Raw genomic sequence first — 16046 nt, 5'->3', positions numbered from 1 at the left:
ATGATGAAGCCCCGCCACACAGATCTGCATAGACAGGGCTTCACGCTACACCTTTGCGAATAGAGTAGAATTTACCCCTTCGCATCACATCAATGGACACTTCAAAATGAATCTCTATATCACAGCTTCTATCCTACGCTTGAAGCTGTGTAAGAATTTGCGGGTCCTTGATTTTCTGGTCCTCAGCCAGCAGTACAATTTTGGATAATATCTCGGCTGTTCTTGGATCTTCATCCAGGAACGGCAGGAAGATGCGCCCACGATGCTGTGAATGCACCGGAATGATATGCAGCGCTCCCCTCGCCTGCTTGTAGACACCGCCGCTTCCCAAATGCACTGCATATTCGCCGAGGCTGCCGTCTATACGCGCATAATTGCCATCCAAGCGTACATTACTGATTTTCAGCAGACGCAGCGATTCCTGCACAATAACGCTGCGCATCTCAATGGTCGTAAGACTTGCTTCCGGATCAACACCGCCCACATGGGCGACACTGACGACCAAATCAACATCCCGCATGACTTCAGAGAACAGCACTGGAGGGACTTCCTCCAATGGCACACTCTTATACGTAGTCCGATCAAAGAATTGCACCATCTCCAGTGTAGGAGCCTCGGTATCGGCTGGTGAGAACCAATCTGCCATCGCGTACAGGTTAGCAATCAGGTTTTCGGCATAATACACCTTCTGTAGTCCTTCCTCATAGCTGACCGTCCACTGGCGACCCTTCAACAGGGCTACTGTCTTATTAGGCTGTACCTGATGTCCTGCGTATCGACGGGAAACCGTGGCACTTGCACGTTCATCTGCATTAGGCAAGTACAGCTCACGGAACACCTGTTTAAACGGCTGACGAATCTTGCGGTCAAATAAATCCTTCTGGAAGTCGCTCCAACGACCACTTTCGTACAAATGGAGCGGATGAGCGATGATCAACTTTTCCTCTTCACCTACGGAATACTGTTTACCCGAAGGATCGGCCAACCCCGATGTATCCTCATTGAAATATCCCAGGCGATCTCCAGCCTTGAAAACTAGCGTTCGTACCAACGGAGCAAGCACAGGGTTGCCTAATAATCCCGTTAATTCCTTCACTATAAAGGCCGTGCCGGACTCCATAGAACGTTCCAATTCCTTGCGGGCTCTACGGTACTGATCCACCAGATCGCCTTTAAGCTCCTTCAACGCAGTAACATACTCATCCTTCTTGAAGCGAGCCGGAATAGATTTCAGCGTCTTCCCTTTGCTGACAATCTCAATATCTGCTGTTCCTTCTCCATCAATGACAAGCTGTATCGTTGTGGCCTCTTCCAAAGCATGTGGCTCAAAATAAGATCGAAGATCCTCCAGCTTACGGGCTTCCATGTCCCACACGAGCCGGGTTACATCATCGTAGCCTGCGTTACGTGCCAAATTTCCAAGCGCAATTCGTGAAACCAGAGCTTCACTGGCCTTACGCTGTGCCCCGAATTTTTTGCTCTGTTCCAGAAACTTCTGGATGAAGTCATAACGTTCCCGTACATCTGGTTCAGGAGGTTTGGCAAGTGGGATCAGACTGTAGGTCAGCAAATGTTCCTTATTCCGTTTGTCTTCCACTGACTTTTTCATTTCACTCCGTTTCAGCTTACCCAGCGTCGCGTCCGCAAATAACTGGGATCGGCGATGATTGGCTCCAGCCGAAATATATTTGGCACAATCGTACAGCAGATCAAAACGTTCCTCGCCCAACGTCTCATAGGCCTCATGAAACCAGTGAATATCGAAGGCTCCATCATTAAAATCCTGCGGAGCAATCGGCGAATAATGAGCTACAATCGTTTCCTTCTCGGCGGAAAAACCTTCATTGATATGCGCATGGAAGTACCATGCAGCACTGCGAAGACCTTCCCATCCGAGGTAGCCTGCTACAATTTCAATCCACTGTGGAGCATACATCGCCGCCTCCAGCAGACGTTTATCCGTAATTTTAGCGTTTGCCAGCTTTTCTTTAAGCAAAGCAGCATCCTCGCCATCACGCGGATAACATGCCTTGAGCAAGTGGCTGAACGATTCCTTTTTGGTAATACGATCACCGTAGCCGTACACATAACCACGCACGAACGTTTCCTTGTCGAGTCCCTCCAGAATACGAATGAAATAATCCATGCCTTCAATCCGGCCCAATCCCATCACTTTTGGGGTGGCATCGGTAGGCAAATCGCCTCGAACCAATTCAACCTCTAGCAGTCGTTCAATAACCGTACGACGTATTTCCAAAAATTCAGGCGTGCTGGCAATCCATGTATTGCGGGCATTCGTTAAGGAACTCATATGTCTTCTGCTGTCACTGCCAGCCAACAGTTCCCGATACACTTCCCCTACACCGATCAGCCCTTTTCCATATGCTTTGAAATAATCCTCCAGATCCAGCGGTGAATAAAAGCGATTTAATACACCTGCCAGCTCATTATAGTTAACAAAAGTATGGAAAAAGCGTTTAAAGGACTCGTCATCATGTACACGCCCTTTTTCCAGCCCTATCCACGGGCTAGACAACAGGTGTAGCATTCCCATGTCCTCAGCAGGTCTGTCCTTCGGCATAGCTTGCATCAGTGTATTCAACGAGAGGTCAATGGTATCAAAGGTTTTCTCGCCAGGAGTGTCCAGAAAATAAGCGTTAATCAGTGTGCTTACCTGATTGGAATACGTCAGCTCTGCCATCCATTGCTGCATCTCGTTAATTCGGTCTAAAGGATACATTTGTTCAGCGAAGTCTTTACGCCATCCTTCCAGCAGCTTGTGCTTGCTCAGTTCTGAGTAGTCCATGTTATGGGAGAAATAACTGTAGTAGCGGTCAAGCGTCTTATCCATAGAATCCAAGCGATCATACAAAACAAGCTCTAGCAGTTCACTCACTTCCATGCCGCTCTCCTGCAAATAACGATTCCACTCCTCTTGAAGAGGATATAAAGACAGCATGGGAACTGCTTCTTCATTAGGCTGGACCAACCGCACAGTACGAAGGTTAGCGCCGATTAGCAGCGTTTCTTTGTAACCTGAATAATACTCAGCAGTGTATTCTACATCACGATGCTGGTGGACAAGCTCATCCAGTCCGCTCAGGAATCGCTTCATCTTTTCCAGTGAACCCACAAAAACATCGCCTAGCCGAAAATCATCCAGATCCGGCTGCTTCTCCAGCCACTCCTCCTTGGCATTGGGTTTGTACAAGCCAAAGCCGTTTGTCCCTGTATAAGCATCCTCCTGCCCCAGCTTGGACAGCAGTTGTTCTTCCTTAGCCGTCGGCTGTTGGATAATACCTGCTAAAGACTGGAGGGTTCCATACTGCTCGGCACGCTCAGGGTCTGCGTAGATCTTCGTCAATATTTCCAGTCCACCCAATCGTTGCAGCTCCGCCTTTGCTCGAAGCAACCGTTCCAACGAGCCATTTAGAGACTTATCCGGCTGTACCAGCAGCAAACTAATGACACTTTGCCGCAGGGAACCCGTCTTGAGCTTTAATAGCCCCTCCATCTGCTGCATTTCTTCTTCCGCCAGCGTCAGCTTGCGCGCCTTGGCAACAGCGAACTCGCGAATGCTCATACTTTTGTCAGACAGGCTTGAGAAAATAAATTCACGTTGCACCGTATCATCCGGGTTCTGCACAAAATGATTAAGTAGCTCGCCACGCAGATCAGGGCTAATCTGATCCTTCAAAGCTACGATTTCATCGATCCAGGTCGCGTCCATATCATAACCGGCAAGATACAGCATTTTTTGAACCGGTGCATCTGAACGGTGATGAACGTTTACGAAATCCAGCACCTTGGAGGGCTCGGTAGACTCGCCTTTTTTCATCTGTTCAAACAGAGCATGAAGTCGCTCAAAATCCTTACGCCGCTCTTCTTTATTTTCCAGCAATGGAGTACGCACCACTTTAACAATCCGATCAGCGACCGTCCCGCCTTCTACCCATTCGTAAAAATAATTACTTGTATAGTTAGTCAATACCCAATATTGAAGCTCCGGGTTCGTCTCATTCAGGTATTCTCTGGCAATCCCCAGACGCACATCCTTGTTTTTACTGTTAGAGAGTACATAAAGCGCTACGATCTTCTGATAAGGTACTCCCTGCTCCATAAGCTGTCGAACTTGTCCATACAGATCACGTTCCTCATATACTGCGGTAGCCCACAAGCTCATATATACCTCATTGGCATTCGCGCTGGTCAACCATTCCTGACGCAGTTCGCTATTCGTCAACGCTTCATACGCCTGCTCAATCAGTTGGCGAACCACTCGCTGATTGGCCGACTCCAGCCCCATGCCCGTCCATACCGCAAGCGCCCGTACCACCGAGCTGTAACGAATGAAACCCTGGTCGATAATCACCTTCAACAGATATACAAGGGCCTCCGGGGTTCCTTCATCCATTTGTTCCACGATGCTTTGGCGCAATCCCTCCTGAAGCTTGGCAGCTGCCAAAAGCTCGCCGATCATATGGTAATTCTCCTCTTGATGGCTCAAGAGCAATCCTTTAATCATGGCACGCGAAAGAAGCGCAGTCTGGTTATCGCCATAAATAATACCTTTTAGCGCCTCCAGCACCTGCGGATTACCGTTGTCCAACTCATAGGCTATCCAATCACTAATGGTCTCTTGAATCCGATAGTCATTCGCATGTTCATAATCCTTTTTCGTTAAATAATCTATGAGCGAGAAGCCGATCCAGTCCATTCGGATAAGCTGCACCATTCTTTTATAAATCCGCGAAGTATGGAATGTGATATCCGAGGTACGGAACGGTTTACGCTCATACCCTGTACTGTAAGGATATTCAGTCAGATGCTCCGTTATATATTCAAACACATCCCCGGCCGTTGTTCCAACCAACTGACACAGCACCTCTGCCAGTGGCTTGAACAGCGGCTCTCCGCTTGCTTCTGCCTGTGCGTTTAATATGCGCTGGCATTCGTTAAAAGGCTCCTCATCCTCGCGTATGTAATGAATTCTCCCCAGTTCCATAACATATTGGGCCAATTCCTGTTGTTGTCCATCCAGTTGCGCCGCGCGCCCCTTCAGTTCGGTGAAATATTCCTGCTCATTTTTCTCCTGATGCATATTTCATTTCCCCCTCTACCATAGGCTTCCGGCCAGCATTGTGAACCGTATAAATACAATCTCGTTTCCTTCCTCAAGCAACAAAGGGGCATCCAGCACAGTAGCTTCCTCATCACGTACAAAAACTCTGTACAACCCGTCTTCAAAAGCCTGCATCGCCGTGGTTACCGCATCCTCCACATCAGGAACGCCATCATTATAGATGGACCCGAATCCTACCTTGCCTGTCTCGCCCTGCGCCTGAACCTCCTGCCCTGTAAGGAACGGAATCAGTGCGACACTCTCCTGCTTTTCACGCAGTCTGCGGACATTCAGGGCGACGGTAGCAGCAATCAGCTCTCGCAAAGTTTCAGGGGCAGGATTCAGCTCCATCTCCTGTTTTGCGAGTTCCGGCTTTCGTTTTCCCAAACTTTTTACAGTTACTGCCAGCTTCATGTCGTTCCCCTTCCTTCTTGCTTCCGCTTCTGACCCGTTGTCAGTTGAATTTTTCCCCTATCCCAAAACACCGTTAACGAAACCGAAAACGAATGTTTGTTCGTATATTTATTTTAATATGTTCCTAACCAATACTCCATCACCCTTTATGACCAAATTCACAGCCATATCACACCCTACAAGCTTTAAAACTAAGACTTTTTACCCTGTTTTCGACGAAAAATATCCATATAAAGGATAGAAATGAAAAAGACCTGCACCAGGAACTCCATCTGCTCATCACAGACTTCATTACCTTATACAGGCCACAACTAATCATAAAACAACGTTTCAACACTCGTATTTATTTAAAATGCTGGAATGACGCTGTCCTTGTAATTATCCTCGAAAAATTTGCGAACCTCTGGACCGGTCATTCGCTTCGCAAGCTTTTGAATGGCATCCGAATCCGCATTATCCTTGCGCGCTACCAGATTAATGGCGAAGTGAGTATCGTCCTTTTCAGTAATCAACGCGTCCTTCTTCGGTGTCAGGCCCAGTGGCTTGGCATAAGCGGGATACATGGCAGCCATGTCCACATCATCCAGCGACCGCGCCAGCATCAAGAGATCCACTTCTTTGAACACAAACTTTTTCTTGTTTTCAATAATATCAGCCTGTGTAGCATGATAGCCTACACCTTCTTTAAGCTTGATAAGACCGTTTTGTTCCATCATCACAAGAGAACGTCCGGTATTTGCCGGGTCGTTGGCAATCGCAATGGTCGCACCTTCGGGCAGATCTTTAATATTCTTGTATTTTTTGGAGTACGCGCCATAGATGGCGTTGTAAATCGGTTTGACTGCTACCAGATCAGACTTGTTGCTTTCATTGTATTGTTGCATAAAAGGAGCATGCTGAAAGAAGTTAGCATCCACTTCATGGGCTGCCAATGCGTTATTCGGCTGGATATTGTCCGACAGCACAACGATTTCCAGATTGACTCCGTCCTGTTTGAGCAATGGTTTTACGATATCCAGCACATCCGTCATCGGTGGAATCAGCGTCGCCACTTTCAAAGTCACTTCTTTTTGAGAAGTCGCTTCTTTAGGCTGTGTTTCTTGTGCCGCCTGCTTTTGACCGCCGCATCCAGCAACCAGCAGCATGACGACAGCGAATAGTGTAAATAATTTCAGGTTGGTTTTTATGTTGTTTTTCCGACTCATTAGGTGAGGAACCTCCAAGTAAATTTGTGATTGGGAAAAGAGAGTGAGTTACAGAGGGAGCCGCTTCGCGTGCAGATTGTTCTTCCGATCGCTGTTACCCCCGGATTTTTTTCATTTAGTAAAACATTAAAGTTAAAAATCCGGGGGTAAAGGCGAACGCTATCGCTTCTTTAGAACAATTCTGCCCGCTACGCTTTTGAGGCACTGTAAAGTCATTCTCATTTCCCATGGTGGGTGGTGCAAGTGTATTGCCTACGATCTATCGGTACTGAGGGATTACATCCTCAGTTTACCTTCTTGCCATAGGCTGCTGTTACGCTTGAACTTATAAGATGTTCAATAAAGCGTCCGCTCTAACATAGCAGGCTGTAACCTCTCTTATCGCTTGTCGATCCGGCGGGATATGGTGCTTCCGGTGAACTGGATCGTTTGCACGAAAATAATCATGACGACGATGGTGAACGCCATTAAGCCCGTTTCAAAACGCTGGTAGCCGTAGCGGATAGCGAAATCGCCCACACCGCCGCCGCCCACAATGCCCATCACCGTGGAGTAGGAGATGAAGCTGATCGTGGACGTGGTCAATCCCAGTACAAGCCCGGAGCGGGCTTCCACGTACAAAAATTTAAAAATAAGCTGGAGGGTAGACGCTCCCATAGAAGTAGCAGCTTCGATTACACCCTTTGGCACATCCAGCAGTGACTGCTCCACCAGCCTTGAATAGTAGGCAATGGCTACCACTGACATGGGAACCGTAGCCGCCATCGTACCCAGTGCCGTACCCACGACGAGACGTGTAAATGGAATCATAAACACGACCAGCAGCAAGAACGGGAACGAGCGAATCACATTGACCAGACTGTTTAGTATGGTGAACACCAGCCGATTTTCATATTTTTGCCCTTTGCCGCACAAATACAAAATCGTTCCTGCCGGCAGCCCCAAAAGTACGGCTGCTGCGATGGAAAAGCCCACCATGATGAACGTCTCTCCAATGGCCTTCCATATCTCGGACTGATACTGCGCAATGATGCTCAGCGTTTCATTCATGAGCTTCACCTGCTTTCGCTGTTGAATCGACTGCTGGGTCAGCCACTAGCTGCGTTGAAAGCAAATGTCCATCCCGCATCTCCGAAACGCGGCTACAAATGCCCCGCACCACGTCCATATCGTGCGTTACGATCACAATCGTAACCCCCAGCTCACGGTTGATCTCCCGTAACACGCCTAGAATATCCGCCGTTGTCTGCGGATCAAGCGCTGAGGTCGGCTCATCACAAAGCAGTACTGCAGGTCGATTCGCCAGCGCTCTGGCAATCGCCACCCGTTGCTTTTGACCTCCGCTCAGTTGTGCTGGATACTGCTCTGCTTTGTCAGCCAAGCCGACGAATTGCAGGCATTCGCGCACACGTGCCGCTCTCTCTTTTTTCGGCACGCCCGCCAGCTCCAGCGGCATTGCCACATTTCCACTAACCGTCCGGTTGTGGACGAGATGATAATGCTGAAAAATCATCCCGATGGATCGCCGCGCTTCACGGAGACGTTTTTCCGGCATGCGGGTCAGCTCATCTCCATTTACAACCACATTTCCCTCATCCGGCTGTTCCAATACATTCATCAACCGGAGCAATGTAGACTTGCCGGCACCGCTGGCACCTATGATACCGTGAATCTCCCCTTCCTCCACTTGAAGGGACACGGATTGAACCGCATGAAATGGGCCGCTTGAGGTCGTATAATGCTTGCTTACCTGATGCAGCGTAATCATGAAACTGGCCTCCTGATGATCCATTTCTCAGGGAAAATGTAATAGGCCCGCCAGCCCAGTCAGGTCTGTACGAGCCGTCAATTCCCATTGCATTAATATAACACAGTGGAGAAACCGGGCAAAGCCTTTTGACAGCAAATTAGCGTACATCCCACACGTCCACATAAGGAAAACGGATACCAAGCCCCCAAGCCAGCGTAAGCATCACCACAAAATAGAAAATAAACATAATATCTACAGCCGAATAACGGATCACATAATAATACGTGCGCCTGGTTTCGTTAACAAAACCCTTGGCCTCCATAGCAATAGCAATTCGCTGGGCGCGCCTGATGCTTTGCGCCAGCAGCGGAATCGCATATCTGCGAAGCGTAGCATACATATTCCATTTGGACACATGCTGATGCACACCCCGAATGCGGTGGGCATGTCTCAACGTTTGGAATTCCTCCAGCATCATCGGCATCATCCGCATGGCCGCCAAAAAGCTGTACGCATATTTCGGAGGGAGCCTCCATTGCTGCATCAGCGAATAAAACAGGTTCACCGGGCGGGTCGTCAAACCAAATAATAGTCCTACCGCCACCATACTCAGTGCACGAAATCCAAGATGCATTCCCCGATAAAAGCTTTCCTGCGTAATATGGATCAGGCCCCATGTCCACCAGGTCGTCACCCCTTTGCCGAACATCATCATGCCTGTGGAGGTTGAGATAAACACCAGTATAAAAGGAGAACCATACAGCAGCAGACGCTTCCACGGATGACCAGACCAGACGAGCAACAGCAGCATAGCACACGCCACATTGAACATCACATTCAGATTATGAATCAGAATGACGACCACGAACAACAAGGAAAACATAACAAGCTTTAGCCCCGGATTAACCCGGTGAAGCCATGTTTCATGAAAGGGGAAAGACAGGTTCATGCCTCAGCTCCCCCTTCTGTATTCGCCATATATCTGTGCAATATCGACGGACAATTTCCGGGTCATGCGTGACCATCACAATCGCCGTACCCGCCGCTCTAAGCTGCTCCAGCATGTCCAGCATGACAAAGGTATTGCGTGCATCCTGTCCAAAGGTCGGCTCATCCAGCAGCAGCACGGCTGGCTCACGGATCATAGCTGTGGCAATGCTCAGCCGCCTTTTTTGCCCCAATGAAAGCTGATATGGATGACGTTCGTCCAGTTGTTCCAACCCAAACCGTACGAGCATTCGATCCACTCGCTCCCGGCGCTGTTTATCTGTAAACAAGCTCTCCGGCAGCGAATACTCCAATTCCTTCCGAACGGTGTGCGCTACGAATTGCAGCTCCGGATTTTGAAACACGAACGCGATGTGCTCTGCCAGTTGTTCCGTACCACCCGCTTCTATTCCGTCCACGCTGTAACTTCCCTGCGTTCGGATTAAGCGCATCATGGAGAGCAGCAGCGAGCTTTTACCAGCCCCATTTTCACCGATCACGCCAATCCAGTCACCTGACTTCACCGGTGCTTTCTCCACATGAATGACCGGACTCGAACCCCGAAGGCCGCTAAAATGCTCCAGTTCCAGTAAAGGAGTACCCGCTGCCGCCTCTTCTACCTGATGAGAAATGTTTAACTCAATCGGTTCACAGGAGATGTGTCCCTGTGCCTCTTGTTCACTCCAACGTGGTGAAGATGCCTTATTCCATACACCCGGGTACCATACACCGTAATCAGACAACGCCTGCCGATGCACATGAAATACCTCTTTCGCAGTTCCGTCTGCCATGATCTCCCCTTGAGCAGAAAGCACCACAATCCGATCCACATCGTGGACAATTTCATTTATTTTATGCTCCACAATCACTAGCGTCTGATCTGCTGAAATGTGGCGAATCGTATCCCACACCTGTGCGGTGCCTTCTTCATCCAGCAAAGCCGTCGGCTCATCCAGAAAAAGCACCTCCGGCTCCATCGCCAGCACAGACGCAATCGCCAGCCGTTGCTTCATACCCTGAGACATGCTGCCAATCGGCATATGTATTTCATCCGTCGAAAGACCAACCTGCGTCAGCAGCTTGCGGATACGAGACGGCATTTGTTCACGGGGAACCTGATTATTTTCTAGTACAAAACCCAACTCCTCGTCCGGATACGACATACAAAACTGCGTATCCGGATCTTGAAATACGATACCCGCACGTGCCGGAATGACGGCAGCATCACATTTCATCGGCACTTCTATCGTGCGCGGAATCAGACCACTCAGCACCTGGAGCAGCGTTGATTTACCGCATCCACTCGGTCCGAGAAGCAGCAGCTTTTCCCCTTTCCGGACGGATACAGACATATTGTGAAAAAGCAGTTCCTGCTCACCGGGAAATTTCAAACGAAGACGGGTGACCGACGCCACCACATCTTCTGCAACCCAACTCATTAGTCCAGCCCCTTGTAATCCTGTTCCGTTGCAGGTCTCAAGGTACGTGTCACCCCAGTGACTTCCAGTGCCTTAGCCAGATAGAACGCGAACACCCCGGCGATCACAATACTGCCAATCATGCGGAATCCGACATACAAAACATAGTTCCAGGTCGAAAGCTGATCAATATACCCGTAACTGAAATCCAACATCAGGGAGGCTATAGCCGATCCAGCCGCAGCCAGTGAAGTGACCCACAGGTTGGCGTTTCGGTACAGAAAAGCCGCAAAGAACAGCTCTGCTCCCAAACCTTGCAGCAAGCCGTAGTACAAGGTGGACATCCCCCATTCACTTCCCAAAAAAGCACTAACCGTTGCCGCTGCAACCTCTGCCAAAATCGCAACTCCCGGCTTGCGGGTAATAAGATATGCGAAAGTGCCTGCCATAAACCACATGCCATACACCAATTGCTCGGCGTTCAGCCCAAGCGGTTTCACCAGATCATATACAGGCCCCCATATTTTATAGACCAACCCGAACACAACAGCGATCACAATGGTGACCAAAATATCCGTCAGCTTCAATCCTTTAGACGCTTTTACAGCAGTATTCATTATGATGTACTCCCCTTTTCCCTTAAAATGGGCCTCGTGGCCATGAAAAAAAAGCTTGTCCGGAGCTGAATCTCCAGGCAAGCTTTATGCGCAGTAAAAGGTGGATCACCATACAAAACATCATTCGTCGATATACCTCATACAACCAGTAGCCTAAGCTACTGTCCTCCAACCAAGCCAAGGTCAGCGTCAAAATAGCCTGCCCCAAAAACATGCGGAGCATTTTACAGCCTTGCAGCCGTCCAGCTTGATTATAAGATATGAGCCGAATCTATCGACAACCGCAAAACAAGCGGCATTCCTGTATAGTGCTCTAGGTTTCTCTACGCTGGCATTACCCAGATCAGATTTCACGGTCGATGGCAGGGGCCACCCTCTCAGCCTGACTTTCTCAAGCTCCCGACAATGCTTTTTAATTCACTATAATGTACACCACATCTATTGCTTTGACAATCCTACAATCCGAAAAAACGTTTGGCTGTCTCTGTCGTCGCGATTTCGATCTCCATGATGCTTCGACCTGTACATTCTGCAACCGTAGCGGCAATATGTGCGAGATAGATCGGCTCATTGCGCCCTTCCTTCGGCTTTACAGGTAAATTACGCGGGGTGAGAAATGGAGCATCCGTTTCAATCATCAGACGGTCCAATGGAATATCCCTGACCAGTTCACGCAAATGCTTGCCGCGTCGTTCGTCGCAGATCCAGCCTGTAATACCGATGTACAATCCCATATCTACATAAGTGTGCAACTCCTGTGCGGTTCCGGTAAAGCAATGCACCACCGCCTTATCTACCAGCCCATTATGCTCCCGCAGCATAGCCGCAAAATCCTCATGCGCGTCCCGCTCATGCAAAAATAACGGCATTTTCAGCTCGCCAGCCAGCTTCATCTGTTCCCCAAACCATTGACGCTGCACATCACGCGGAGAAAAATCACGGTTATAATCCAGCCCGCATTCCCCGATGGCTACGACCTGCGGCTGACCCGCCAGCGTACGGAGCTGTTGAATCGTATCCGGGGTACAGTCTTTGGCATCCTGGGGATGCACACCAGCCGTCGCATAAAGCTTGCCGTGATAACGTGCCGCATACTGTGAAGCCCCCCGGCTGCTGCGGACACTTGTCCCGGTAATAATCAGCGGTGTAATCCCTTCGGCTGCCGCTCTTTCCACCACCTGCTCCCGATCCTCATGAAACGAACGATGCATCAGATTTACACCAATATCAATCAGTGACGTACCCATTTCAGTTCCTCCTTTATAAAACTATAATCTCGGACCATGTTCCCATACCATTATTTCTCCCGATTCATAGTCAACGAACCAGTCTTTACAGTTCGGCTTGCCATACTTCCTTCACCGCAGCACGGAACAAATCATCCAATTGCTGATCACGTCCGCCCTCCATATGCTGGAGCAAGGGCGCCTTTTGTTCAAAATAAGCCATTTGCTGCTGGATAAAATCATTCACCACCGAAAGCTGTGGCTCAATATCCAGTTCCTCGCCGGCTTTTTTACGTTGCAGCAATTGTCCGATCACCTGATAAAGCTCTGTATCCGCCGGAATTAATTCCTCCAGCAAGTCTTCGAATTCCATCGGAGGCATGCTGTTGTAACGCTCGATCCAGCCACAGGCCAGCAGCGGACGCAGCACGTAAAAATACTTTTTAATCTTCACCTGTTCTCCTTGCAAATAATCCCGATAGTTGCCCCGTGCCATATTCAGATAGTGATACATACAAGACTTCGGCGAGAAGGTTAACGGCGATATAGCGCGAATCTGCTCTGCCACTGAATATTGCTCCAGATAGGGGATCGGGGATTGCAGCCATTCCAGCAAAGGTGGGTTGGACTTGCGAAACAGATTGAGCGCTTTTTTCAAATCCCAGCCGTTGATATCCAGCAAATCGTTGATCGGACGCTCAATCACATCCCGTTTATCAAAAATGGACAAATACCACTCCACCGGCCTTACATAGATAAAACGTACATCGTAGTCACTATCCTGTGAAGGAAATCCCCACGCCCGACTGCCTGATTCACAGGCATATATAATGCGCACCTGCTCCTCCTGCTCCAAAACGCGCAGCTCCTGCAATATCGTTTCACGCATTTCCGGTCTGATTGAATCCCGCTCATGTTTTATATCTGTCATGCTATTTCCTCCCTAACCGCCCTTTTATACCTTGATATTTCCTGAATGCTCCTCATTCATTCTACGCCCCGTCTTGGCTGACGGGTTCTACTTGGTATTTATATCATCCTATATTTTGCTTGCCGCGAACATGGCGAAAGTATTACAAAGATGAATAAATTCCCTTTTTCCTGCATCCCTTCCCTGTTAGAATATAGGGATACTTGTGTTCGGAGAACGGCAACAGAAACGGGGAATCCGCCATGGCGAGAGAAAGCTTTGATAAAGAAATTCAATTTCTGCGCATGCTGACACTAACGAGCGGCGCTTATAATCGGCAGCAATTTGCAGACAGACTGGGCATTTCGGTACACACCTTTGACAAAACAATCCGGCGTCTCAAAGAAATCGTTCAATCCGTGCAGCAACAGTTACCAGCGGAGCAAGGACATGACTTCAATGAAATGCTGCGCTTTAACTACTACGAATCCGCTGATCCGCTACTGTTATTCCTGTTTCGGGCCAAATCGCTTAAGGAATCGGAAAGCGTCCGCTTGGCCCTTCTGCTGACAGCGCTACAGTCACAACCGCTGACCACCATGGAGCTGCTGGATGCCTGTTGCGAGGGATTGCCTGCCGACAGTGCATTGCCGGATGAGAAAACGATCCGTTCAGACCTGAAATATCTCGTCGAAGTCGGCGTGGTTCGCAAGGAATCCGGAGGCAGACCTTATCGCTATGCTGTCCGCAACGATCTGGTCACTGGACTGACGGACGAGGAATTACTGGACCTGTATGACTTTGTGGACGTAATGGCGAATACGCACCTCCCCTCTGTACAGGGATATCTGCTGCGGGATCATTTGAAAAAAGCTATGCGCCGTCAAGCGGGGGAACAGGAGATCGCAGAACCTTTTTTATACAAATACCACTATTACTCACGCATTCTGGATGAGGCTCATATTCATCCGCTTCTTCACGCCATTCGGCAACGTCGCTGTGTAACTTTTTTGTACTTTTCGGCGGCCAAACGAAGCATGTATGGGTCACAGAACACGAATCCGCTGTTTGAAAAAGAAACCCAAGGCCGTGAGCACACCATTCTTCCCTTGCAAGTCATCTATGATCATCAATACGGGCGTTGGTATGTGCTGGGTCAGGTGCGCGGCAAAGAGATCATGAAGTTCCGCATGGAGGGCATGACACAATTGGCGGAGGGCGAACACGTGTCCGAGAAGCGTTTTGCTGACCTGCTGGCCGTGTTGGAAGAAAGAACGCGATATAGCTGGCTTGTAGATACCGGTCGTGCCGTGAAAGTGCGGGTACGTTTTTTCAATCCCGAAGGTGCCAAACGCAACTTTATTCGGGAACGCGTGCTATTGCAGGGGCAATGGGGAACGATCACGGAGGAAGAAAGTGAATTCTTTATCTATGAAATTACAGTGAACGGAATCACCGAGATTAAACCATGGCTGCGCAGCTTTGGATCAAGCTGTGAGGTATTGGAGCCCAAACGGCTGCGTCACGAATTCAAGCAGGAATGGAGGGAGCTTCAAGCCTATTATGAGCCTATTCGAGAAAATATTTAACTACCAGATCGTCTCGCGGCTGGATGAATCGGGCGTTTTTGCCACCACATCGCAGGAAAGAATCTGGCTCCAGTCCATGCTGGCAGATCCGGCGGCGACAGAAGCTTTTACCCCGTCTACGCTCGATAAGCTTCGGCTGATGCTCGCAGATGACGAGCCGCTGGAGGTCGATGGCAGCTTGAGGGAAAAGGCCGGCATTCCTGCCTCCCCGGTTTATCATCCGCTCCTGCGTATATTGCGTCCCATCCTGCGGTCCCGCTCAGGTATCTGTATGAGCTACAGAATGCGCAACGGGCGTGTTCATGAGCGTATATCCGGCTTTCCGTATAAACTGGAATTTTCCATGGTCAAAAAAGAATGGAGCCTGCTTTGGTACAACCGCCGACACCGTGCACTGATGTCCACCAAGCTGACCAACATCGCAACCATCACCGAAGAGGAATTTTCATCTGAAAAGACAGCAAAGTTCACCCAACGCATACTCGGTATTCTGGAGTCACGCAAAGAACAGGGCATCATTGAAATTATGCCTGTGTACAACGGGGAATTATCCCGTATTTTATATGCCTTCTCCTGCTTTGAGAAAGAGGTGGAGTATGTTCAGGATGTGGATACCTATCGTATTACGCTCACTTTTCAGGCAGACGAATGTGAATATGTACTGTCCAAAATCCGTTTTCTCGGGAAACGCGTCAAGGTCGTCCAAGGCTCCCGGTTGATCTCACGAATGAAGGAAACCATCGGCAAGGCTCTCGCAAGATACGAAGAGGATTAGCCACATAAAAAAGCCCATCCTCTGTCCTATCGA

12 protein-coding genes are annotated in these 16046 nt (G+C 49.1%); 2 read left to right on the top strand and 10 right to left on the bottom strand.

Features of this window, described 5'->3' with window-relative positions; genetic code table 11:
• Nucleotides 1-133: 133 nt before the first annotated feature.
• The 10 genes from HPL003_RS12325 to HPL003_RS12280 form a co-directional block, all read right to left on the bottom strand.
• A complete protein-coding gene (locus HPL003_RS12325) occupies nucleotides 134-5101 on the bottom strand; it encodes a DUF4132 domain-containing protein (RefSeq protein WP_014279984.1) in 4968 nt (1655 codons plus the stop codon).
• Nucleotides 5102-5116: 15 nt separating this feature from the next.
• Nucleotides 5117-5536: a hypothetical protein gene (locus HPL003_RS12320; protein WP_014279983.1), complete on the bottom strand. Its 420-nt coding sequence runs from the start codon at nucleotides 5534-5536 to the stop codon at nucleotides 5117-5119.
• A gap of 347 nt (nucleotides 5537-5883) precedes the next feature.
• Entirely contained in the window at nucleotides 5884-6741 is an 858-nt protein-coding gene (locus tag HPL003_RS12315; protein ID WP_014279982.1) for a MetQ/NlpA family ABC transporter substrate-binding protein, read from the bottom strand.
• 378 nt (nucleotides 6742-7119) lie between these two features.
• Entirely contained in the window at nucleotides 7120-7791 is a 672-nt protein-coding gene (locus HPL003_RS12310; RefSeq protein WP_014279981.1) for a methionine ABC transporter permease, read from the bottom strand.
• Nucleotides 7784-8509: a methionine ABC transporter ATP-binding protein gene (locus HPL003_RS12305; RefSeq protein ID WP_014279980.1), complete on the bottom strand. Its 726-nt coding sequence runs from the start codon at nucleotides 8507-8509 to the stop codon at nucleotides 7784-7786. Before HPL003_RS12305 ends, HPL003_RS12310 begins: the two co-directional genes overlap by 8 nt.
• A 139-nt stretch (nucleotides 8510-8648) precedes the next feature.
• Nucleotides 8649-9440: an energy-coupling factor transporter transmembrane component T family protein gene (locus HPL003_RS12300; protein WP_014279979.1), complete on the bottom strand. Its 792-nt coding sequence runs from the start codon at nucleotides 9438-9440 to the stop codon at nucleotides 8649-8651.
• A complete protein-coding gene (locus HPL003_RS12295; RefSeq protein ID WP_014279978.1) occupies nucleotides 9415-10917 on the bottom strand; it encodes an ABC transporter ATP-binding protein in 1503 nt (500 codons plus the stop codon). Before HPL003_RS12295 ends, HPL003_RS12300 begins: the two co-directional genes overlap by 26 nt.
• Nucleotides 10917-11513, bottom strand: coding sequence for an ECF transporter S component (locus tag HPL003_RS12290; RefSeq protein WP_014279977.1), 597 nt, complete (start codon nucleotides 11511-11513; stop codon nucleotides 10917-10919). The genes HPL003_RS12295 and HPL003_RS12290 overlap by 1 nt, the downstream gene beginning before the upstream one ends.
• Nucleotides 11514-11968: 455 nt before the next feature.
• A complete protein-coding gene (locus HPL003_RS12285) occupies nucleotides 11969-12760 on the bottom strand; it encodes a TatD family hydrolase (RefSeq protein ID WP_014279976.1) in 792 nt (263 codons plus the stop codon).
• Between the two features lie 85 nt (nucleotides 12761-12845).
• Nucleotides 12846-13670, bottom strand: coding sequence for a nucleotidyltransferase domain-containing protein (locus HPL003_RS12280; RefSeq protein WP_014279975.1), 825 nt, complete (start codon nucleotides 13668-13670; stop codon nucleotides 12846-12848).
• Nucleotides 13671-13912: 242 nt separating this feature from the next.
• Here HPL003_RS12280 and HPL003_RS12275 point away from each other — a divergent pair, with 242 nt between their 5' ends.
• Nucleotides 13913-15238: a helix-turn-helix transcriptional regulator gene (locus HPL003_RS12275; protein WP_014279974.1), complete on the top strand. Its 1326-nt coding sequence runs from the start codon at nucleotides 13913-13915 to the stop codon at nucleotides 15236-15238.
• Nucleotides 15213-16013 (top strand): WYL domain-containing protein, encoded by an 801-nt coding sequence (locus HPL003_RS12270; RefSeq protein WP_014279973.1) that lies wholly within the window; start codon nucleotides 15213-15215, stop codon nucleotides 16011-16013. Before HPL003_RS12275 ends, HPL003_RS12270 begins: the two co-directional genes overlap by 26 nt.
• Nucleotides 16014-16046: the final 33 nt, after the last annotated feature.

The organism is Paenibacillus terrae HPL-003 (genome assembly GCF_000235585.1).
GTDB classification, from domain to species: Bacteria; Bacillota; Bacilli; order Paenibacillales; family Paenibacillaceae; genus Paenibacillus; species Paenibacillus terrae_B.
This window is presented reverse-complemented; position numbering and strand designations above follow the sequence as displayed.

What these genes read in the sequence shown, in the direction of transcription:
- HPL003_RS12315 (WP_014279982.1), bottom strand. Translation starts at nt 6,741, where the DNA reads ATGAGTCGGAAAAACAACATAAAAACCAACCTGAAATTATTTACACTA.
- HPL003_RS12325 (WP_014279984.1), bottom strand. Translation starts at nt 5,101, where the DNA reads ATGCATCAGGAGAAAAATGAGCAGGAATATTTCACCGAACTGAAGGGG.
- HPL003_RS12280 (WP_014279975.1), bottom strand. Translation starts at nt 13,670, where the DNA reads ATGACAGATATAAAACATGAGCGGGATTCAATCAGACCGGAAATGCGT.
- HPL003_RS12295 (WP_014279978.1), bottom strand. Translation starts at nt 10,917, where the DNA reads ATGAGTTGGGTTGCAGAAGATGTGGTGGCGTCGGTCACCCGTCTTCGT.
- HPL003_RS12305 (WP_014279980.1), bottom strand. Translation starts at nt 8,509, where the DNA reads ATGATTACGCTGCATCAGGTAAGCAAGCATTATACGACCTCAAGCGGC.
- HPL003_RS12270 (WP_014279973.1), top strand. Translation starts at nt 15,213, where the DNA reads ATGAGCCTATTCGAGAAAATATTTAACTACCAGATCGTCTCGCGGCTG.
- HPL003_RS12310 (WP_014279981.1), bottom strand. Translation starts at nt 7,791, where the DNA reads ATGAATGAAACGCTGAGCATCATTGCGCAGTATCAGTCCGAGATATGG.
- HPL003_RS12285 (WP_014279976.1), bottom strand. Translation starts at nt 12,760, where the DNA reads ATGGGTACGTCACTGATTGATATTGGTGTAAATCTGATGCATCGTTCG.
- HPL003_RS12290 (WP_014279977.1), bottom strand. Translation starts at nt 11,513, where the DNA reads ATGAATACTGCTGTAAAAGCGTCTAAAGGATTGAAGCTGACGGATATT.
- HPL003_RS12320 (WP_014279983.1), bottom strand. Translation starts at nt 5,536, where the DNA reads ATGAAGCTGGCAGTAACTGTAAAAAGTTTGGGAAAACGAAAGCCGGAA.
- HPL003_RS12275 (WP_014279974.1), top strand. Translation starts at nt 13,913, where the DNA reads ATGGCGAGAGAAAGCTTTGATAAAGAAATTCAATTTCTGCGCATGCTG.
- HPL003_RS12300 (WP_014279979.1), bottom strand. Translation starts at nt 9,440, where the DNA reads ATGAACCTGTCTTTCCCCTTTCATGAAACATGGCTTCACCGGGTTAAT.